This window comes from Brucella anthropi ATCC 49188, assembly GCF_000017405.1.
Classification (GTDB): Bacteria; Pseudomonadota; Alphaproteobacteria; order Rhizobiales; family Rhizobiaceae; genus Brucella; species Brucella anthropi.
Genome location: NC_009667.1, coordinates 2,426,930 through 2,447,274 on the forward strand (window position 1 = coordinate 2,426,930; position 20,345 = coordinate 2,447,274).

The window sequence follows — 20,345 nt, forward strand, 5'->3', positions numbered from 1 at the left end:
GGCTTAATCCTTGACCGGGCGCGCGACCTTTTGTCGGTCGGACGGCTTTTCAAGTTGATGACCGTAAGGAGCCATGAATGGTCTGGCGACAGCATCCGGCATTTCCTGCTCCGTGGCCTTGGCTATGTAATAGGTGCCGCCGTAAAAGCCGCTTTCCTTCACGATGACTTTCATCGCCTGTTCTCCTTTGGTCAGTCGCACGACCACTTGGTCGCGCCAGAAATGAGACTAGCGCCGCAACCTGTTGTGTCGCCGGTTCGCGCCACGGGATCGCCTTCGCAGATGAATTTTGATGATCCCGACACAATCGGCGTTACGCCATGACCGGGAATGGGGCAGGAATGCAGATCGCCCTTTCTGGCGATGAGCTTTCCCTCGCAGCTCCACTTGTCAGCAGACGAAATTACGGTGCCGCCATGACTGGAGGTATCACCGAGACGAACGATCAATGGCATCAGGCAAGGTTTCCGTTAGACGCTGTAAAAGTGATGTTTGCTGCATCAATCGTGACAGTGTCGTCGCTGATGAAGAAGCGCACCCCACCCTTGACGATAACAGCGTCCGGCCCGTCATGCGGGCGTGGGTTCGCGTTCGAATGTGTCGAGAAATCGATGACGCCGTCAGTCAGGTCACCGCTTTCCGACATGACATCAACCTGCTGTCCGACCGTTGGCGGGATATGTGTCGAGATCCCACCAGCTGCGATTTCCTTCCATGGGATCCAGCCGGTTCGGAAAGGTTGCTCGCCGCCTTCGATTTTCACACGGGCGACACCCTTTCCATGGTCTATCTCATCAATCACACCAGTTCGACGATGATTAGCCAGGCGGCGCTCGACCTCGAACAGTCGGCGTTGCAGCTCGACCAGAATATCAGCAAGAGTGTCAGCCATCAGATTTTCTCGAAATCGATCCGCGAAATGTCTGGCTCTGTCGCTTCCGCTGCGAGCGGGGGGAGATCACAAAGCGCCCTCGCCTCATCCAGCGTGAAACCAAACCGTCGGCGCTGCTCTATTGAATTCCGCTGGGTGACGGCCAACCCCATCAATTCTTGCAAGGCCTCCAAATATGGATGCTCCACGGCTTCCATTTGATTGAGCAGCTTCTGCCAGACGGAAGTCGGCGCAACCGGCTCGCCGAAAACAGGATCTGGAAGAAGATCGCAGGTGATGCTTTGCTGATGCGCCGCCATGCGGGTGCCGGTTTCAGCGTCTGCGGTTCGCCTGCGCTCGACTTTCACGATATCGCGGACAAGCGTGCGCCAGATCTCAGCCCATGGATTATCGGGATCCATCAATGCGGCGACAGCCTCTCGATCCACCACGTCGAGGAAAAGTTCAAATGCGGAATCGGTAGCTGGTATCCCGCCGATGATAGTACTCTCGCCGGTTTCCTGATCGGTTTCCGTCATCGAAGCCGCAATGCCGGTTTCGATCAGAAGTTCAGTAAGCCCGTTCTGCCAGAGCCGTCGCGCGCCGCTCAGATCTTCCGCCTTTGATCCGTCGGTATAGACCGAAATAAATGGCTTTTCCTGATTGGTGCGCAGGCTTTCATCAGCCGCCACGTCAATCGACCCTATTTCACTGTCGAGAACGTTAGAACCGACGGACGTAGCGCCATTCAAGGCACCGATTGTCGCAATCCGGAGCGCAATACGACCAACAGACATCAGAGCTGCCCCAGTTTCAAAACGATGAGATTGCTATATCGATCCGAAATTGCAGCAACTTCGAACCACGGTCTGCCCGCCCGATCATTTGCGCGAACCTTATCACCAACTCTCGGATCTGGACCGGTATAGGTTGAACGATCCAGAAACAGTTCTGCCTCGCCAAGCGACAGGCGAGATCGATAGGTTCCAGATGGTGCCGGGCCCGGTGCGCGTGAATCATCGCCGCCGACATGTAGCAGCGCATTGATCTCGACCATCTGCCGGTCAGGATCGGCGACCTGTCCTTTCAAGAAGGACAGGCGAACCGACTCGCCGTAGCTACGGGTCATCTTTTGATCGACCATAGCTTCCAGTTTTCGCCAGTTCGCCATGTCACTTATACCGAAAGACGCACCGCGCCGAAGTCGGAAGGGTTCGCCGCCGCTTCGGTGGCGTGACCGATGAATGTATTACCGCTCGCAGCCGTGGAGATATTCTTGTCAGCAGCGACGTAATAGACCTTGGCACCCACGGCCCACGCTTGCGCGGAAACCTTCGGCAACCCGAAGACCCCTTTGGTTGAGATTTCAACATCTTCGCCAGCTTTTGCGGAGAACTGGGCAACGCCGAACAGATCGCCGACAACAACCAGATCGCCAGACTTCACGTCAGCCGGAGCCGGGACGGTGATGCTATCACCGGGCTGAATATAGTTTTTCATGGGAGTTCTTCCTTATGAAGGATCAGAGCGGAAAGGATGGCGGATCTAAATGACCCGCCCTATTTCGATCAGGCCCCGGCGTTCTTGTAGCCAAAGCGGTAGTCGGTCGCGCCACAGCCGAAGTCGTGTTCAACAGACATGCTGAAACCCTGACGCCCGAACGGCTCATCCATGCGCACGCGCGGTGCCTCGTAGCCTTCCAGATAACCCCAGCGATAGTTCGAGCCTGCCGAAGGTTCGCCAAACAGATGCCAGGCGTTGCCCTGGATCTGGTTCGACTCGATCAGCTCAAATTTACCTGAAAAGATGTTGACGGTGGAAACCGTCGCGGGCGTGATTGAGGCCAGAAGCTTTTCGGCTTCAGTCAGCTTGTCCGGACCCACCAGCATAATGCGAGCAGCGTTCGACAGTAACGGATTGCCGTCTAAGCTCTTTTGCTTGCTCATTGCCTTGCGGCCATCACCGACGCTGTCGACGGTAATTGCTGACGGTGTACCGGCAAGGTTCTTGTGATCCGCGTGGAACACCGACTTTCCATCAGCGAGATTTCCGTTGAAGGCACCCGCATAGAAAGTGACCTCCTCAAACAGCGCGACTGAAGCGCCATAGCTGGTCAGAAGATCAGAGATTGCGCCCAGATCATCATTGATCAGCATCTGACGGCTGACGTTCAGAGCGATGGCGTAGCTGAACGCCTGTACCTGCTCCTTGCCTTCACCGAACGAGCCATATTTGATCTCGCCATTTTCCAACACCTTTTTCAGGAGCGGGAAATCGCCGACCTTAACAGTGGTGTCAGGACGGAAGTCACGGAAGTTGCGCTGGCGCGCAAATCGCCGGAACGTTGGCTGGGCAAGCGCATAACGCTGTTCCAATGTCCGATTTACGGCACCCTCGAAGATGGTCGGGAAATCAGAGGTCGAGTGCGATGCGCGCGTAAACACATCGTCGATGTCACGCGCGTTCATCATGCGGCGACCACGATAGTTGACACTCTCTGCCGCGAGGTCGACGAGACCCATGCCCATATACTGGCGAGCCGCTGCGGAAGGACCAGCCTGCGGCGTGGGTGCGCCTAGGCCATAGGCGAGCGCTTCAATCTGGGCAGAACGGCGAGTAACAGCCTCATCATTGACCACATCGACGCGTACCCGGCTGTCGGTCGGGCTCTGGCGCTCATTCGAGACCATGTGATCGAGAAGCAGGCTGCGGAACTGCTCGACGGTCGTGCCAGAACGAACATGCTCGCGACCGAGATCCGGGAAGCCGGAACGGGTGGCCAGATCCTCAATCGTGCTGGACCGCTCACGCTCTGCTCGAACGCCCGCTTCAACCGCCGTTTGGACAGACTGATCGACAGGCGGCGCATTGCGCTGTTCATTTTCCATCCGGGTTATATCCGACCGGACCTGATCGGCCTCAGCCAGAATACCCGCATGTTCCTGCTCGATTGCCCGAACCGCATCTTCATCCAGGTCGTCGGTAATGCGAGCGCGCGTGGCTTCCGCACGGTCGGTGATTTCTTTCAGCCTCGAACGCAGACCCAGCAAGGCAACGTTGGCACCGATCAGGTGCATTCCGTCAGGCTGTACGAAAGCACGATAATCGAGGGATGCTGCATGCGATGGATCTGCGGCGAACAACGCCATTGCCAGACCGACGCAAATAATTGCGGCGACGGTCGCGAAAATGTAACCACCCTTTTTCATGGTGTGCGTTTCCTTCTATGTACCGGGCAAAACAAGCGCCGTCGCCCTGCAACCCCGGAGAATTGCAGGCGGCAAACTGGAAATGGATGATTGCTGAATTAAGCGAGGCGGCAGCTGGCTTCCGCCATTCTCATCCGCGCCGATACCGCAAACGTCGAGAAAGGCTTGCGGTCAACTAAGAGCGGGAACATATCGGCATGATTACGCACCTGCGCGCCGGGATCTGCCGGAACCGTTACGAACGAAATTTCGTTCGGCGTCCAGCGTTCGACGAATACCTTTTCGACTTCGCCCTTTTTCTGGGCTTCCTCGATACGAATCTTGTCGATGGAATAGCCGACCGATACATTCTTGATGATGCCATCGGAGACAAGGCCGAACATGCGGTCGGCGCGCTCGTCGATACCAGCTTTTGGAAAACGGATCGACGCTTTACCCTCTCCACCGTCAACCCAGGCCCGCTCGACAACGGCGACCTGTGAGAATGTCGACCAGACAGAATGACTATCCAGAACCGGCGCACCTGCATTCATCCGCGACAGGTCGATTGCCTTGTCGCTGACAATCAGGATCTCGTCGAAGGGAACTACCGTATCCCAACCGGCAAAACGGCGACGACGAACAGTTGCGCCGGTGGTCCATACCAGATCCAGCATTCGCGTTTCGGCATCGACACCGGAAGGCAACAGCCGGACTTCCTGCATCTGCATGGGCAGACTGTCCGGCATTTTGCGCAGGTTAAGTTTCGTCATCGTTTTCGTCCTTCTCAGGAGGATCGTCGGTATCGACGGGCTGCTGGACTTGACCTGCCTGCGATATGCGGCGTGGATCGCTGTCCAGGATGATGCCGCGCTTGTCGAGCTTGGCATTGTCCGACGCTATTTCATCCAGCACATCATCAGTGTTTTCACCGGTCTCGGCGATTGCGGAAGACAGCGAGCGGAAACCGGCGCGAACTTCCTTGATCCTGGCATTCACATCTTTCAGCGGGTCCGCTGAGTAGAAGCGCGGCGGCGACCAATCAACCGCCACTGTCGGGGTGCTGATCTTCCCGGCGAGATAGGCAGCTTCACAGAACCAGTCCCACATCGGCTGCAACAGCATCGGTATGATGATATGCCATTGCAGCATTGATATCATGCGCCGGAAGCCTTCCAGACCGATCTTGCTCGACGAGTAATTGACCTTGTCCAGCCGACCAGTCATGAGCGCGTAGGGAACGCGCCAACCAGCTGAGATCGTATGCAGCATCGAAACTTTATAAGGATCGTAGCTGTCGGTTACGGCAGGCTGTGAGAATTTCATATCTCGACCGCCGACCGCATTGTAGAACATGCCCGGCGTGAACTTTTCGACACGCTGCCCGTGCACATTGTAAATGCCCGGTGTTGTCGCATCACCATCCTTGCTGGTCAGCGGCATGCCTATCGTGTCGTCTATGTCACCACCTGTCATCACCCCGACAATGCAGGACTCAAGGCGCTTTCTGACAAGCTCTGACTGCTCATACTCGGCAAGGTCGAATGTATCGTCCATTGCTGGCGTTCCCCATGGAACGCCCCTGACCTGCGTGCGCTGTTTTTCGAAGACATGCGCTATATCAGCTGCCGGAACCGGCTTCGAAACGATGGTCGATTGCGGATCGAAAAAGCTGTTTCCGGGGTGAGATCCAAACATCCAGTAGGCGCGCTTTCGGCCTATTGCGTCGAACTCGATCCCCTGAATTGCTTTGCCGCCACCGGACAGCACGCCCTCTTTGGTACCATCGAGCAGGTCAGATTCAACGACCTGCAATTGCAATGGCACAGGAAGTCCATCTTCCAGCCTACGGCGGCGGCGGCGTACTAAACCGTCGCCGCTTTCAAACATTTCCCGAACTGTCAGGGCAACGATGCCGTTGAAGTCGAGATCGCCATCAGCATCGCAAACCTTGCTCCATTCCTGGAACAACTTGATTGCTTCCTTGTTTTTCGAGCGCGGGATAATGCCGTCGCCGATGGCATGACTGACCAGCTCGGAAACTGCTTTCGCCGCATAGGGATTATTGCGGACCAGATCCCGCATACGGTCGCGGAGCTTGCGACCGGCGCGCGCGATCTCGGCATCTGCCGATGTCGATTTTGCGCGACGACCGGATTTCAGGCGATTGGTTTCCGCACCGGAATAGCTGCGCTGGACAATCTCCATTGCAGCGCGGTGACGAACACGGCGCAAGCCTGCCTCCGGCGACACATAGCCGATGGCCTTATCAAGAATGTTCCCGATACCCATTAGTCTAGCGCCGCCAGAATGGTGCGAGGACCACGCGATTTACGGGCCCGAAGATCCGCAAGCGCCTCCCGCATATCTTTCAAGGAATGATACTCCACCTCACGGCGGGTTCCGCCTGAGTGGAAGATGACTTTTTTCGCGCCCGTAAGAATGGCTTCCTCAAGCGCTGCGATCTGATCGTCAATTGAAGCCACGATTATAACCACTCCGAAGGTGCAATTTGTGGAAGGGATGAAACGGGTTTGATTTCCGGTGGTGTCGATAACTCACCCTCTCGGTGCGCCCAATTCGCATTCACCATCTGTCGAGCGGCGAAGGCATACACCGTGCAGTCGAGAGCTTCGTGTCGTCGACCCGGCACCGGCACGAATTGCCGGACCGTTTGTCCGCGCGAATATTTGACGACCAGTTGCTCGCCCACGAGTTGTTCAAACCAGACATCAGGCAGAGATTTCGAGAAGCGCATGGAACTGGCACGAGCCAGCCGACCGAAAATGTGGCTCTTGATGCCGTCGACGCCAACGATGAACAGCTTGCCACCCTTCACGGTTGACTTGGATTTCTCAATCCATGGCCGGTTGCCGCCGACGCCCTTGATCGCAAACACGCGCCTGCGAAACCGTGGGAATGCATAACGATAGACAGTTTCCATCGTTTCGCCGTCCGAGCTGTCGATGCAGGTGGCATCAACCTTGATCTTGCCGCCGAGCGGATGATCCCATTGCGTGCCGAGCGAGACATCCAATTCCGACCAGGTCGTGTGATTGTCGTATCGGCCCCAAATCACCTCATGTCCGAGGGCGTATGGAATGCCCTCTTTGTCCCAGCCAATGAAGGTGATTTCCAATCGATCATCCTGCACGTCGACGCCTGCGGTGATGATGAGAACCTGAACAGGGATGCCGGTCGTGGCCGTCGCATCGTCACCGTCTGGAGTTTCCGCAACCAGGCTGAATTCTTCGGCGCGGCTTGCAAGCTCGATATCATCCAGCTCGTCGGTATTTTCCTTCCAGCCTTGTGCAAGGATCGTGTTGATGAAGGTTTGAAGCTTCGACGGATCGTTCTTCGCACCGACAAACTCTTTCGCCAACCGGCCCCAAGATGCATTCGGTAGCAGCGAAATCAGGGCGTTCATCCGAAACCCTGCATGGTCTTTGACTTCCGGCTTCAGCGGCCGCCAGCGACCATTCGCAACCATACCGGGTTTGTGGCGCTCATCGATAACCGAGCCGCATTCCCGGCAAACATAGTAAGCTTTCTCCGGCTCACCTTCCGGCCACTGAATGTCTGACCACTGGATCTCATGGAAGTGCCCGCACTCAGGGCAAGGCACCTCATAAATTCTCTTGTCCGACTGCTCATAGGATTGCAGCACATGGCTGGTTTCCTCATAAACCGGCGTCGACCCCATTACGATCTTGCGATCCGCAAACGACAGGGTGCGGCGCTCGGCGAGCAGGATCGGCGAACCTTCCTTGGTCGCCGACATGCCATCCGCTTCGTCGATAAACAGGATGCGTACATTATGGCGGCGCAGGTTGCGCGGTGCCTTTGCAGCAATGACTTTCAAAAAGCCACCTGGAAAGCGTCGGGAAAGCAGAGTGTTTCTGCCGCCCTCATCAACATCGCCGGTCAATAATCCGTTGAGCGCGGGCGAGGCATCAAAGATCGGCTCGACATCCGAAACCATATAGTCGCGACAGTCGGCCTCAGTTGGCAGAAGCGACAGGATCGGTGACGGATCATTCGAACAGAAACTTGCCATCGCGCTTGTCAGCAGCGTCGTGAAGCCGACGCGAACCGGCTTCACCAGAGTGACACGCTCCAACGCGCTATCGCCAATTGCGTCGGCAATCTCGCGCTGCGGGGGCCAGAGCCTCACCCGACCCGTGAGAGATGAAACACCCTCCGGCAGATAAACTGTTTGCTCAATCCATTCCGAGAGCTTCAGTTTCGGTGGCGGTGTCAGGGCTTCCCACACCGCCCGCCGCAAGATCGCCAGAGCCGTCGTCATCGTCCTTTTCACCAAGCTCTGTAAGTGCCGTGCGAATTTCCTCGTCGATCAGATCGACATCGAAAGTGGTAAGGTGGGGCAACATCTGGCGGCATCTGGATGGAACCGCCATCATCACGTTTCGGACCCGTCGGGCTATCGAAACCCATTCGTTGCGAACCTCGGCAATCGGGACCAGCTCCTTACGCATCGCCGCATTTCGGAGTGCAGCCTGGTCGGCCTGCTCACGCGCCAGTCTGGCGCGTTCGGTTGCGAGCGTATCGACATTATCACCGCCGCGACCTGCCGCGATCCCGCGCAAGTGCTCGCAGTAAAGCTGGACGGACTTTCGCAGGTCGAAGCGATTCCGACCTGTCTTCACGATGATTCCACGCTCGACGTAGTCGGATATTGCCCGCTTCGAAACACCAAGGATCTCTGCGAGATCTGCCGCCGTTATCTCGGCATCGTTTTCAGGCTTTTCGTCATCCTCGACCGGCTCTTGCTCTGGCAAAAGCGGCTGCGCTACCTGATCGACGTGCTTCTTGTGCGATTTGGCAGCAAAGCTGGGGCTGACATTGAACTTTTCCGCTGCCTGCCGGACGGTATGGCCTTCCTCAATGAAGGCTATGACCTGCTGGCGCAGCTCGTCTGAATACCCTTTGGCCATGTGATTCCGATTCCATTCAAAGGGCGGTGGAATCCCCCTGTAAAATTTCACAGAGACCGAAATCCCGCAGTCGCGCTCACCCGCTCCGGTGATAGACCCGGAAAAGGACCCAATGGAGGGGGAGATGGAGGCAGGATTGGTCGGTCGGGTGCGCCCACCCCTCAATCCGCTCATCGGTCGAAGGCGCGCTCGCCCGATCTCCTAAGGCAGTAGCTTCTTTAGTGCAGCATCGACACGCTGTTGCAGCAATGGTGCCGCAGTTCTCACAAATGCCGATTTCGTTGCGCCCTTGGTCATTTCCACCGGTATGAAAACGCCCGATCGGGTGTAGGTGATCCTGGTTCCAGACTTGTTCAGCCTATGGAAAGCGTGGCCGTAAAACTTTGGAACGTTGACGCGGCCCGGAAAGCGTCCGCCCTTCAGAAACGATCCCGCAAACAACTTCCGCTGACCAAATGGCTTTGCGGAAACGCCTGCACGTAGTTCACGAGGCGAAAGATATTTTAGGCGAATATCGCCGCCTCGTGTTGTCATGTCGTATGAGAGTTTGCCCGGTCGAGCAACGCCCGGATCTCCGATAGCCTTGACGATAGTTTTTCTCGCAAGGCCGGTCTGCTTCGTCAGGTTTCGGACAACTTGCGTTTTCGCCCGGTTGCCCACCTGATTAACGATGCGAGGGAGAACATTCGGAAATCGCGAATTGAGAACCGCGATCCTTGATCCGAAAAGCGAGAGGTGCTTGTCAGCCCAGTGAGCTGTGATCGTAGCCATGGTAGCAATTCCACGTCACTTGCAGGCACTGCTGCTGAAATAGTCATCCATGGTGCAGAAATGCTTTGCGCATCCACTCAGCGCGAAGATGACCAGCAACAGTGCGATCAGGACAAACAGCCGATTGTCGATGGTTCTGATCATTGCCCGACCTTTCAACAAATCCGTTTATCCTTAGTACAAAAGAAAAGAGCGCCTTTCGGCGCTCATCGTTCGGCAAAATTTGGACATGGCTTACGCACTGACCCTGAATCGATGTCTCTGGATTGAGACTGTCAGAGCGGGGTCCGAGCGTGGCCACCTCAGGAACTTGTCCCCACGTGCTACCGTGTATTGAGGATCACTATCTAAACCGGATCATCCCGTGAGCAGATTACGCTCACAACGGTTCGAGAATTGCAATAGGCACCGTCATGGCAACTGGTCTGCCCATGATTGAAACCTCGATCACGACCAGACCATTACCCTTTGTGCCACCCGAAACCAGTTCTGCACGGCAACCGGCAAAAGGACCATCGGCAACGCGTGCCCATTTCACCCCGATAAACTTGCGGTGAAAATGCTCGTAATCGTACTGACCATCTTCGGCTTTCGCTCTGAAAACAAAGACTTTTTCAGCACTAACCAGAAATGGCGTTTCATAGCCACCAAGGATCGAAACAACATTTTCGAAGCTCAGTAGACCAGCAAGGCACTCGTTCGAAATCATGCATCGTGCAAGCACATAACCATTCATGACCGGCTGTTTTTTCGCCGGTATCTCCCGTCCTTGCCTGCGAATCTTTGGCCCCATTTTCATGGGGACAAGTACTTCGATATTTTCTTTTCCGAGCGCTTCCCGCACCGAAAGTTCGCGTCCTGACATCACCTGAAGCACCAGCCAAGGAGAATCATCGCCCACGCGATTCGCTGCCGCAGCCCTCATCCGCGCGACCCTGCGGCGCTCTGCCAGCACCTTGTCGATAGCGCAAGCCTGCTCGAATGTCGGCTGTCTGGAGAAAGCGTCTGCAATCTGCTTTGCGTCAATTGCCATCATTTTCACCCAATCCCCTCAGTGCGATTTCGAAACCATTCAAACCGTCCGGCCCACCAGCCGGGAAATAAGCCCACTCGGCATTGCCGGGATCAGGGAACCATGGCCAGCCTTGCTGGCTGTGGAAATCGGCCCATGCCTTCCACTCGTCGCCGCCAATGCGAACCTGCACGAGCAGATCCTTGATCGACTGCAAGCGAGCTGGAACAAGCGCACCGCGCCCACCTGCTGCACGCTCGAAAAGTTCGTTGACTGCCGGGAAACCTTGCTTGGCCTGCTTATCGTGCAGCAGATATTCCTCGGAATAGCGCCCGCTATCGACCAAGCCTTTCTCGATCTGGGTAAGTCCGACAACACGAGTGGGACCGTTCAGCAAAAGCTCATAGACCCTTGCACCCCACATCTTGCCCAACGGCGCTGCCTGCGCTGATCCGGACTGCTCGACTGCGGCCTTGGCCGGAAGTTTTTCCCATCGTTTTTCGCGAAGATAAACCGCATAGGAGCAAACCAGTTTCCGACCCGTCGCTTTCGCTGCCTCGACATAGCGGGGAGCTTCATCGACTGCCGCCTGTCGTTCCTCTGGCGTCAAAGATAACCAGACGCGAAAAGCCTCAGGCTCGCTATCGGATATCGCTGTGGGCCAACCATGGAAACCACGCTTGAACGAACGCTCGACCGATTTCCGGCTTTCCCTTCCATCGTCATCGCTCTCGCGCGCTCTCTCAAAACTACAGTCAGTTTTTTCTAGATTATCAGTTATTACTAGGGGGTGATTTACCGTCGCCGGTTTTTCCGTTGACGGATTTACCGTCGACGGATTTTCAGTCTGCGGTAAAGATGCAACACTTTCAACGGTTTCGACTGGAAATGGCTCATCGTAAATAACCAGAGACAGAGCGCTGAAACGGCCACTATCGCGCGCCTGCTCTTTCTGGGCATATCCCAACTCGACAAGCTCAGCGATCATTCGGCGTGCCTTATCGCGACCGCAATTACCTTTATTGATGATGTCACGCAGAACTACGGTCCAGTTGTCCGGCTTCGACAACAGGTAACCAAGAAGCCATCTTGCCTCCATAGAGAGGCGAGTTTCTTCAAACACGTGGTTTGGGATGGCCGCATAGCGAGCGTTGCGCACGCCGCGCCGAATGGTAGGTTCGTCAGCCATTATTCTGCGGCCTCCAGATATTGAGCGGCAGGCAATCGCCCCCACTGGTCAGCCATTGCGGCTGCTATCCCTGTGAAAAATCGGCTACGCTCGCGCCAACGGTCAGGACCTGGCGGCATACGATGCACGCGCGCCTCCCTGCCCTCGACGATGTCGGTCGCAGTCAGCGGCGGAAGATTGCGCAGCCAGAAACAGGTCCGCTTGACCTCGCCATGCCCGAATTGCCATGGCTGGACACTCTGTGCGGGTGGCGCATAGTTTATGATCCGCGCCTTGGCATGCTTATGCATGACAGGGTTTTCGACACACACGCGATGAATGGGCGCGTTCCAGAACGTCGAAAACAGCTCTGCCGCATCATCCAGCTCGCGCCAGATCTGCTCGACCGTCTTGCCGCGCGGCGGCACCGTCAGCCAACGCACACCAGAATTGCAAAGCCGCGTACACGGCGGATGCGCGACGATCAACAGATCCCAGCCATCGCGCAGCAGATCCCGCGCATCACCGACAATATGACGGTTTGTCTTGTCCTCAGCTGGCAGCAGATCGCACGACCACGCATCATGCCCCGCGTCGAGGAATGCATTTCGCACCGTGCCGGAAAACTCACATGCCACGAGAACGCGCAGCGGTTTTACCATGTCGGAATGTATCGTCATTGCCCCACCCTCAGCCACGCCTCGAAATCGGCGCGCAAGTCGCACCACCGATCCGCTGCAGCGGCATCGATATTCAGTTCTTTTCTTGATTTGATGCGCAGCACGGCGCGCAATGCGTCTACTGCTGTTTCAGCCGTCAAAGGCCCGTCAGCGCCGTGCCGTTCTTCCAGATAGATCCGGAAGGAAGCCTGGTCGCACTTCATGGCAGCTTCCGCCGCGAAGTCCTTCGAAACACGCTGTTTTTTATGGACAGGCGCAGCCTTGCGAGACGCTGCGATTACGCGGTCAACGAGCCCAAGCAGAAACCCAACCATATCCGGCGCGCTAACCAGAAAATCTATTTCATCGGGCGTTGCAACAGGATGAAAATTCGCAATTTCGATCAGTTCGCCATTGCGTGTTTTCGCCTCGACAAACGTCCTGTTGTCGACACAGCAAAGTTGCCAGCGAGCGCCATCCAGCGCCCGATACCGATCCCGAATTTTTCGGAGTTCCATAGCCTCTGCGCTCATGGCATCACCTGTCCGGCGATGAGAAGCAATTGCCCTTCGGCATGCTTGAGAGCGGCACCTTTCAGGCTTCCCCTATGTCGGGTCTGATGCATGGCGGCATAGAAGCAAGCCAGGTATTCCGCCCCTGCCGAGAACCCGTGCCGTTCACACGAGCTTTCCAGTACCGATCTGTATTTCAACATGATGGCTACCGGGCAGAGCAAAAGAATCTCTGCGCGCTCGGCGTCAGTGCCAGCATCGTGCATTGCGCGCAGAATGGGTAACATCGTGTCACTCATGCTGCCTCGCCAAACGGAACAATGATTGCTGGGTCAGCTTCGATGCAAGTACGAGCGCGCAAAGTCCAACAAATGCCGCGCGTTAAACTTCTCCCATTAGCAAGCCATCGCAGGGCGTTAATCATGCCCGCGTTTGTGGAGCGCTTTCCAACCGGAACGGCCAACAGGTTGCACAGATCTCGCAATTCCTCGTGCCAGAGGATTTGCAGCGCAGTGTCTGGGAGTGGGGTAAAAAACGCTTGCTGGGGGGCCTTCCATTTACCAAGCCGGTCGTAATCCCCATTCAGGGCCCGCGTTTTTTGCCGATAGCACCAGATGTTGCTGTCGTGCTTGTACTGTTCTGGCCAATCGTGTCTGAAATACTCGCCGTTGCGCTCGAAATGGGCTGCATGCACATTAGTCGGATATTCAACGAGGAATTTTTCGTGCAACACGGCGAGCGCATGATGCGAGACGCGCTGCATTGCGTTCATCTGGCTATCGAGCCGATCAAGCTTGTCTTTAGCCGACTTGATTTCAACTGCGATGATTTCACCACGGTCGACTGCCATCACATCAATGCGGTTTCCACCGAAAGAGGCGTTAATCTCGTGGATGATGCGCGCGCCTGGTCGTTGCTGGCGCAAAAAGGCCACAACAGCGTCACGAATTTCACCCTCTGCCGAGGATCGATAAGCGGGCATTATTCCGCCCTCCCATCGACTTCATATCCCCATACATCCCAACCGGGACGCTTGCGCCGCGCGTTCAATTCCAGCTTTGGGAGATCCGGATAAAATCTCTCGATCTGCTCGGCGAAATATTCGGGCTTGGCGGAATGCTCGCCTTTCTTTTCGACGTAGACCGTCGGCGGCAGCATTTCCGGCAATGGGCAAGCCACTTCGCCACGCCTGCCAATAAGCAGCAGCTCATGACGATCCCTGCCCCAGTATCCGGTGCCGATATCGACCTTGTCCCAGACCCAGTGATGAACGTAGGTGAAGCCGCAAGCCTCCATGACCCGTAGCGAATCCGGCAACATCGGATTGGTTGCCCAAAGAAAAAGAACTGCAGGATGATTGCCGCCGATCAGTTCGACCATCAGGGCGACGATTTCGTCGGTGGTCATCGTCGGATAGTGATTCTCGGCACTTTTTTCGCGCCCCGTCACTTCCGAATGAACCCGATACTTCCAAGCCGGATCTGCATAATAGACTGGATAAAGCCGATCCAGCTTTGCCGGTGCCGTCGCCTTGCCGCGTTCGGCAGTCAGCGCCATTTCGGTAAGCCTGACAGCATGCCGCACCTTTTGTTGCTGGGCGCGAATGCTCTTGCTTTCAACCTTGATGCGCTTTTCTTCCGCCAGCGCGCCCTCGACCCACGCAATTTGGGTAACGTCCGACGGAAGGGCTTTGAGGCGATCCAGCGACACACCGTTATCGAGACGGGTGCCACGCAACTTGTCCAGCGCAGCTTTGCAGATTTTCTCGCCGCGCTCGGCATCGCGTCGAATGCTTCGCTCTGGCTTTCCGGTCAGTTCAGCCGTGGCGGCAACAAAACTCTTACGCTCTGCCCGGTCGACCAAGTGGCCAACTTGGCCGCTTGATTTGCGGTCGCCACCGTGGCCCGTTTCCGGATATTTCAGGAGGTAAAGTTCCTTACGCCGGAAAACAAACATGGCGCGGTCAGCTGGAGTCAGCTCGGCACGAGCAAGATTCTCGTCGATCTCCCAAAGCTCGGCATCGAGCGCACTTTCCTTGCGCACAAATGCAGGGATTTCCTCCCAACCAAGCGCCAGTGCAGCAGCAAGCCGGTGGGCACCTGCCGACAGAATATAGCGTGGCGCATCCTTCCGCCTGCTGTCATTCACCCGAACCGTGATCGGCGTCCGCAAGCCCAGCTCTGCAAAGGACGGTTTCAACGCCTCGACTTTCGCCGGATCCACATCGCGCAGGCGCTTGCCCGTATCGATATCGGCTATCCGGATCATTTCAGGTACTAGCGCGTCCATGTCACCGCCCCGCAAGAAACAGAAAGAAGATGAGAAAAGCCGCGACGGGTGACTCAGCAACCAACGCGGCACAAACGATCAGCGCGACTTCGCGCGGTGGGAAACGGGCGATCATGGGCCGATCCGCCGAAGCGGCTCCCTGCCATGCAACTTGCGAAAATCGTCGCGCAGTTCGACGAGCTTTTCCCAACCCATGACCTGCCAGCGTCCATCGACCCGCTTGACGGCGAAGCGGTTTCCCTTGCGTCGAACCTCGACACCAAAACCCTGCAATTCATATTGCGTGGCATCAAAACTGGACCTGACACCGGCTTCGAAACGACGGGGCCCGCCATGGTCAGCCAACCATTGCTCGACGAGTGAGGAAACAGCAGTCATTTCCCCGCCTCCAAACGCCGCAAGACATTTTCAAGCGCGCGGATAGCCTCGCGCACTTCCTTGGTGATTTCACGCTTCTCACCGGCGTCAATGCGTCCATCTTCCAGCGCCGTAACGATGGATTTCGAAACGTCCATCGCCTCGGACATGACGCGATGTGCGTCCATTTCAGTAAGTGGCGCACCGTCCGAGGATTTTCCCGATGCTGATGATGCCGGGACAAGCTCATATCCGAGCAATCCGGCTGCAGCCTTTATGATCGTCGGCGTTTGTGCGCGTCGGTCGACCTCGACCACGACATCAATCGGCATGAAGCTGTCAGCATGTTCCTCACCAAACGATGCGTACTTCGAAAGCGTCGACACGCCGACACGGGTGAAGGGCACGATGCAGGAAATGCCGCCAGACAGCATGTATGCGCCATCGGTGGCAGACTTGAGGGAACGCTGTTCTTGCTCGGAAATTGTGCGCACGGAAACACCCTGAGAATTTCAAGGAAAAAAGTTCGTCTAAGGATTCGATGAAGTTGGTCAGCCCAGCCGGTACGACTGAGAAATCAAGTTAACCAGGTGGCCCACAGGCCGAGGAAACGACCGATGAAATCATTACATCGCACTCCCCAGCACAGAGGAAGCCGGGGCGCGTCCGGCGTCATCCTTACGGCGCGCCCCGGCTTTTACGCCCGATGGGAGGATATCAGGCGATTGGAAACTGGTTGCAGGAGCGGGATTCGAACCCGCGACCTGTTGGGTATGAACCAACTGAGCTACCGCTGCTCTATCCTGCGACAAAGAAGCTGGAGCGTCCGAGGGCGGCAGGGACGCTCCAGCATCACCCGCAGAGGAACATGCGGGAGATTCGAGAGGCGGGCCAAAAACATCAGGGCGTAGAAAGTGACGGGAGATACCCGTCAGGCGCTCTACTTCCAAAACGCGTTCCGGCGGCACGACAAACCACTGGTTTACCGCTTGAGGCGTAATGCGAAGCGCACGTGCCAATGAGCTGGCACCTTCTGCCCGTTCTTTAGCGGCCTCTAGGGCCTGATGCATTTCGTTTTTGTTAGCCATGCTGATTTTTAAAGCACAGCTTTCATTTCAATGCAAGGAATTCTTAAATGGACGAAATTATCCACATTGAGTCACATCCCAATATGGATGAGACACAAATCGCTCTGAAAATCGGAACGGCATTGCGTACTGCTAGAAAGCAGCGCGGCCTTGTAATGCGCGACATCGCACAGGCTGCGGGCGTGAGCACAGGTGCCGTGGGCAACTGGGAACGCGGCGCAAATGTTATGTCGATGGAAAACTTGCAGGCCGTGGCGAGCTATCTTGAGATTGACCCCATCGCCCTGAGCAAAGGCAATGTGAAATTCTTATCCGAGACGCAACCGGTATCCGATGCTGAAATAATCTCGGATGCAGGTCACATTGACACCGGCCCACTTGATGTCGAGATCCTTGGCGTCGCAGTCGGTGGCGACGACGGAGACTTCACTCTTAATGGAGAAGTCTCTGGATATGCACGTCGCCCGGCAGGTATAGCGCATCTTAGAAAAGTATTTGCACTTCATGTTCTTAGCGATAGCATGGTTCCCCGTTATGAACCCGGAGAACTGCTGTATTGCGGCGGACGTGACGCCGTTTCTGGAGACGATGTAGTCATCGAAATGTTTCCAGAGCAAGGCGAATCCGTCGGCAAGGCATACATCAAAAGGCTAGTGAAGCGCTCAAAAACCGAGCTTATCTGCAAGCAGTACAACCCTGCAAAAGAACTGGTCTTCGACCCCTACGCCATTAAGAATATGTGGCGTGTAATACCTACGCGCGAGCTTCTCGGCTATTGATAGCGTAAGCCTCAGCATAAATTCGAGCGTTTGAACTTATGTAAGTCGGGTTCAGACTGATGTTGCGGCCCGGCAACCCCTCATCCCGACAACCAGCACAAAACAGCTTTAACCCCAACTGACGAATTGTCGTTTTTGGACCGATGCCAGCACGATACAGATCGTGAGGCTTACGCCACCGGATTCGCCCGCAATCTGCACACTCAATCTCAATAACCGACGTAGATCCTACGGTTGGCTCCTGCACACAAGACATTCCACAAACCACCCTGTTCTAATTTTGTTCTCACTATCGATTCTTTTTTCCGCCTTGTCGAATCGATTCTCACTTTCATAAATTTAAAGTATCACTTGCATTTTGTTGAAAGCAGTGCTTTATTTTGGCCATCCAGTCTGAAAGAACCCAGACATTGAAAGGATGGAAATATGATCCAGTACCAAACCGCACCAATTGCCAAGCCAGCACCACTCTGCGCGCAGAGCATTATCGGCAAGCTTGCCGACACGATGTTGGAAATGGCCTTTTCCGGCCAAAACGTCACCCCAGAAACATTGGAAAGCTACGGATTTAGCAAGGATGTTGTCGAGCGTTATGGCGCACGCGCCACCGCCCTCGCCCGCCGTCGCTCAATCCGCAGGATCGAACGCTACATCTAAGTAGCAGTCCGGTCCTTCCAGATCGTGGAGGGTGGCATGGCAGCGCATTTCAGTATCAGCCCGCACATGACGGCAGCGGATTTCGATTGCCCCATTCGGAATACATATCTTGGTCAGGCGCATATCGCCGGGACAGGACCGGAAGGGACAACCTGCCGCCAGTGCAGGCACTGGGGAAAAACGAAATCAGTCAAGGACGAACACGGCAATTATGTCGAAAAGTTTGCCCCCCCAAACGGAATGGCAAAAAGCACAAGCTGTTTCCGGGCGAGCCGAAAGACGCCTACTGCCTCAAGCCCATCCTCAACAAAGCAAAGCGAGCCATCCCGCATCGCGCGTTGTCGTGCCGATTTTTCGAGCCGAGCGAGAACCCGATGCCCATTGTCACCGGTAAGGATGCGTAACCATGCAGGATAATCACGAGTTCAAAACCGAGACAGGCGGCTTTCACCTGCCGACGGCGTACCAGAGTGAGGACAACGATCTGAATTTCATGATCGTGCTGTCCACCCTGATCGCATGCGTCGCCTGCGCAGCCATTCTGGCATCGCGAATTTTCGGCTGATTGACCGAATTTTATGGCCCGTTGGTCAGATCAGGGAGAGCGGCAGGCAATAGCGGACGAAACCCGCGATGCCGTTCTCGATACGATCTTTAACCAATGGCGCGAGATCCGCACGTCCGGCGTGTCTGCCGAGGACGCCCTGGATGGCTTGACCGAAGGCCTACTGGCAGCGGTCGCATCACTCATCACCACAGTAACCGTGCCGGAGAGGCGCGAGGCAATGCCGCGATTAGCGGCAAACCGATTGATTCATCAGTTCAAAATCACCCGCGAGAGGGGCTTGGATCCGCATGACTAAGATTGTCGCATACAAAGGCTTTGACGCCGAGCTGCGCTGCCGTGGCTTCCAGTTTGAATTAAACAAGAGCTTCCAACACCAAGGCAGCGTCGTCGCTTGCGAAAGCGGTTTCCATGCCTGCGAATACCCTCTTGATGTGTTCGGATATTATCCTCCAGCGAGCAGTCGTTATGGAGAGGTAGAGCTTTCCGGCGATACCAGCAAGGAAGGTAAAGACACCAAAATTGCAGCCGCCGAAATCACCATCAAAGCCGAATTGAAGATCCCGGAACTGATTGCCGCAGCCGTGCGCTACATCGTCGACCGTGCCAAGCGGATCGATGGCCAACATGCAACCGGCGAAAGGGAACTGATTGAGGTTCGGGGCGACCGAGCGATTGCGACCGTATCGGGACATTGGAGCGCTGCCACCGCATCGGGGAACCGGAGCGCTGCCACCGCAACAGGATACCAGAGCGCTGCCACCGCATCGGGGAACCGGAGCGCTGCCACCGCAACAGGATACCAGAGCGCTGCCACCGCGTCGGGAGACTGGAGCGCTGCCACCGCATCGGGAGACTGGAGCGCTGCCACCGCAACAGGATACCAGAGCGCTGCCACCGCAACGGGATGGCGGAGCGCTGCCACCGCATCGGGAGACTGGAGCGCTGCCACCGCAACAGGGATCCAGAGCGCTGCCACCGCAACGGGATGGCGGAGCGCTGCCACCGCATCGGGAGACTGGAGCGCTGCCACCGCATCGGGGAACCGGAGCGCTGCCACCGCATCGGGAGACTGGAGCGCTGCCACCGCAACAGGGATCCAGAGCGCTGCCACCGCAACGGGATGGCGGAGCGCTGCCACCGCAACAGGATACCAGAGCGCTGCCACCGCGTCGGGAGACTGGAGCGCTGCCACCGCAACAGGATACCAGAGCGCTGCCACCGCAACGGGTTATCAGGGCAAGGTACGCGGCAAGGAAGGCTGTGCGCTGTTCCTCGTCGAACGTAACGACCAGATGGAAATCATCGCGGTATGGGCAGGCGTCGCCGGTCAGAACGATATTAAGCCGGATACGTTTTACATCCTCCAGAACGGCCAACCAGTCGAGACCGAGTAATGGCCCGATCTCGCAAAAAACCTCCAATGACTGCCGAGCGCGTAGAAAATGCGCTCGACATCCTCGCGCGGATCATG

28 protein-coding genes, 1 tRNA gene and 1 pseudogene are annotated in these 20,345 nt (G+C 56.2%); 5 read left to right on the top strand and 25 right to left on the bottom strand.

Features of this window, described 5'->3' with window-relative positions; genetic code table 11:
• Positions 1-3 precede the first annotated feature (3 nt).
• From OANT_RS26735 to OANT_RS27430, 25 genes and pseudogenes are all read right to left on the bottom strand, one after another.
• Entirely contained in the window at positions 4-174 is a 171-nt protein-coding gene (locus tag OANT_RS26735) for a hypothetical protein (protein WP_158304329.1), read from the bottom strand.
• Positions 175-191: 17 nt separating this feature from the next.
• Positions 192-455 (bottom strand): PAAR domain-containing protein, encoded by a 264-nt coding sequence (locus OANT_RS11955; RefSeq protein WP_012092174.1) that lies wholly within the window; start codon positions 453-455, stop codon positions 192-194.
• Positions 455-892, bottom strand: a complete 438-nt coding sequence (locus OANT_RS11960) for a phage baseplate assembly protein V (RefSeq protein ID WP_012092175.1) — start codon at positions 890-892, stop codon at positions 455-457. The genes OANT_RS11955 and OANT_RS11960 overlap by 1 nt, the downstream gene beginning before the upstream one ends.
• Positions 892-1,668: a hypothetical protein gene (locus OANT_RS11965; protein WP_012092176.1), complete on the bottom strand. Its 777-nt coding sequence runs from the start codon at positions 1,666-1,668 to the stop codon at positions 892-894. The genes OANT_RS11960 and OANT_RS11965 overlap by 1 nt, the downstream gene beginning before the upstream one ends.
• Positions 1,668-2,042 (bottom strand): hypothetical protein, encoded by a 375-nt coding sequence (locus OANT_RS11970; RefSeq protein WP_012092177.1) that lies wholly within the window; start codon positions 2,040-2,042, stop codon positions 1,668-1,670. The genes OANT_RS11965 and OANT_RS11970 overlap by 1 nt, the downstream gene beginning before the upstream one ends.
• A 5-nt stretch (positions 2,043-2,047) precedes the next feature.
• Entirely contained in the window at positions 2,048-2,371 is a 324-nt protein-coding gene (locus tag OANT_RS11975; RefSeq protein WP_012092178.1) for a DUF2190 family protein, read from the bottom strand.
• A gap of 68 nt (positions 2,372-2,439) precedes the next feature.
• On the bottom strand, positions 2,440-4,080 hold the full coding sequence (locus OANT_RS25090) for a phage major capsid protein (RefSeq protein ID WP_049768403.1): 1,641 nt from the start codon (positions 4,078-4,080) through the stop codon (positions 2,440-2,442).
• Between the two features lie 98 nt (positions 4,081-4,178).
• Positions 4,179-4,832, bottom strand: coding sequence for an HK97 family phage prohead protease (locus OANT_RS11985; RefSeq protein WP_041545157.1), 654 nt, complete (start codon positions 4,830-4,832; stop codon positions 4,179-4,181).
• A complete protein-coding gene (locus OANT_RS11990; RefSeq protein ID WP_012092179.1) occupies positions 4,819-6,351 on the bottom strand; it encodes a phage portal protein in 1,533 nt (510 codons plus the stop codon). Before OANT_RS11990 ends, OANT_RS11985 begins: the two co-directional genes overlap by 14 nt.
• A complete protein-coding gene (locus tag OANT_RS11995) occupies positions 6,351-6,545 on the bottom strand; it encodes a phage head-tail joining protein (protein WP_041545160.1) in 195 nt (64 codons plus the stop codon). The genes OANT_RS11990 and OANT_RS11995 overlap by 1 nt, the downstream gene beginning before the upstream one ends.
• A gap of 2 nt (positions 6,546-6,547) precedes the next feature.
• A complete protein-coding gene (locus tag OANT_RS12000; protein WP_012092180.1) occupies positions 6,548-8,365 on the bottom strand; it encodes a phage terminase large subunit family protein in 1,818 nt (605 codons plus the stop codon).
• Positions 8,280-9,014, bottom strand: a complete 735-nt coding sequence (locus OANT_RS12005) for a terminase small subunit (protein WP_041545162.1) — start codon at positions 9,012-9,014, stop codon at positions 8,280-8,282. The genes OANT_RS12000 and OANT_RS12005 overlap by 86 nt, the downstream gene beginning before the upstream one ends.
• Before the next feature lie 201 nt (positions 9,015-9,215).
• A complete protein-coding gene (locus tag OANT_RS12010) occupies positions 9,216-9,785 on the bottom strand; it encodes a hypothetical protein (protein ID WP_012092182.1) in 570 nt (189 codons plus the stop codon).
• A 15-nt stretch (positions 9,786-9,800) separates the two neighbouring features.
• Positions 9,801-9,929, bottom strand: a complete 129-nt coding sequence (locus OANT_RS27155) for a hypothetical protein (protein ID WP_255412134.1) — start codon at positions 9,927-9,929, stop codon at positions 9,801-9,803.
• Between the two features lie 235 nt (positions 9,930-10,164).
• On the bottom strand, positions 10,165-10,821 hold the full coding sequence (locus tag OANT_RS12015; RefSeq protein ID WP_080514323.1) for a transcription termination/antitermination NusG family protein: 657 nt from the start codon (positions 10,819-10,821) through the stop codon (positions 10,165-10,167).
• On the bottom strand, positions 10,808-11,986 hold the full coding sequence (locus OANT_RS12020; protein ID WP_012092184.1) for an LvrA C-terminal domain-related protein: 1,179 nt from the start codon (positions 11,984-11,986) through the stop codon (positions 10,808-10,810). The genes OANT_RS12015 and OANT_RS12020 overlap by 14 nt, the downstream gene beginning before the upstream one ends.
• Positions 11,986-12,645, bottom strand: coding sequence for a hypothetical protein (locus tag OANT_RS12025; RefSeq protein WP_012092185.1), 660 nt, complete (start codon positions 12,643-12,645; stop codon positions 11,986-11,988). The genes OANT_RS12020 and OANT_RS12025 overlap by 1 nt, the downstream gene beginning before the upstream one ends.
• A complete protein-coding gene (locus OANT_RS12030; RefSeq protein ID WP_012092186.1) occupies positions 12,642-13,157 on the bottom strand; it encodes a hypothetical protein in 516 nt (171 codons plus the stop codon). The genes OANT_RS12025 and OANT_RS12030 overlap by 4 nt, the downstream gene beginning before the upstream one ends.
• The gene (locus tag OANT_RS12035) at positions 13,154-13,435 is read right to left on the bottom strand and encodes a hypothetical protein (RefSeq protein WP_012092187.1); all 282 of its coding nucleotides are present in this window, start codon (positions 13,433-13,435) and stop codon (positions 13,154-13,156) included. Before OANT_RS12035 ends, OANT_RS12030 begins: the two co-directional genes overlap by 4 nt.
• Positions 13,432-14,118 carry an NERD domain-containing protein gene (locus tag OANT_RS12040; protein ID WP_012092188.1) on the bottom strand — a complete coding sequence of 229 codons (687 nt, stop codon included), beginning with the start codon at positions 14,116-14,118 and terminating at the stop codon, positions 13,432-13,434. Before OANT_RS12040 ends, OANT_RS12035 begins: the two co-directional genes overlap by 4 nt.
• The gene (locus tag OANT_RS12045; RefSeq protein WP_012092189.1) at positions 14,118-15,425 is read right to left on the bottom strand and encodes an MT-A70 family methyltransferase; all 1,308 of its coding nucleotides are present in this window, start codon (positions 15,423-15,425) and stop codon (positions 14,118-14,120) included. Before OANT_RS12045 ends, OANT_RS12040 begins: the two co-directional genes overlap by 1 nt.
• Before the next feature lie 111 nt (positions 15,426-15,536).
• The gene (locus tag OANT_RS12050) at positions 15,537-15,803 is read right to left on the bottom strand and encodes a hypothetical protein (protein ID WP_041545164.1); all 267 of its coding nucleotides are present in this window, start codon (positions 15,801-15,803) and stop codon (positions 15,537-15,539) included.
• Complete coding sequence (locus OANT_RS12055) at positions 15,800-16,276, bottom strand: phage regulatory CII family protein (RefSeq protein ID WP_012092191.1); 477 nt, start codon at positions 16,274-16,276, stop codon at positions 15,800-15,802. Before OANT_RS12055 ends, OANT_RS12050 begins: the two co-directional genes overlap by 4 nt.
• A gap of 239 nt (positions 16,277-16,515) precedes the next feature.
• Positions 16,516-16,590: transfer RNA gene (locus tag OANT_RS12060), tRNA-Met, on the bottom strand.
• Between the two features lie 136 nt (positions 16,591-16,726).
• Positions 16,727-16,870, bottom strand: a pseudogene (locus OANT_RS27430) (transcriptional regulator); the annotation flags it as partial.
• A gap of 47 nt (positions 16,871-16,917) precedes the next feature.
• Between OANT_RS27430 and OANT_RS12065 the strand changes: the two are divergent.
• The 5 genes from OANT_RS12065 (at position 16,918) to OANT_RS12080 (ending at position 20,268) form a co-directional block, all read left to right on the top strand.
• Positions 16,918-17,649 (top strand): XRE family transcriptional regulator, encoded by a 732-nt coding sequence (locus OANT_RS12065; RefSeq protein ID WP_012092192.1) that lies wholly within the window; start codon positions 16,918-16,920, stop codon positions 17,647-17,649.
• Between the two features lie 426 nt (positions 17,650-18,075).
• Positions 18,076-18,306, top strand: a complete 231-nt coding sequence (locus OANT_RS12070) for a hypothetical protein (protein ID WP_041545166.1) — start codon at positions 18,076-18,078, stop codon at positions 18,304-18,306.
• A 406-nt stretch (positions 18,307-18,712) separates the two neighbouring features.
• Positions 18,713-18,871: a hypothetical protein gene (locus tag OANT_RS26740; RefSeq protein ID WP_158304330.1), complete on the top strand. Its 159-nt coding sequence runs from the start codon at positions 18,713-18,715 to the stop codon at positions 18,869-18,871.
• 13 nt (positions 18,872-18,884) lie between these two features.
• A complete protein-coding gene (locus tag OANT_RS12075) occupies positions 18,885-19,169 on the top strand; it encodes a hypothetical protein (protein WP_012092194.1) in 285 nt (94 codons plus the stop codon).
• Positions 19,162-20,268, top strand: coding sequence for a DUF7666 domain-containing protein (locus OANT_RS12080; RefSeq protein WP_012092195.1), 1,107 nt, complete (start codon positions 19,162-19,164; stop codon positions 20,266-20,268). The genes OANT_RS12075 and OANT_RS12080 overlap by 8 nt, the downstream gene beginning before the upstream one ends.
• The last annotated feature ends 77 nt before the right edge of the window (positions 20,269-20,345 follow it).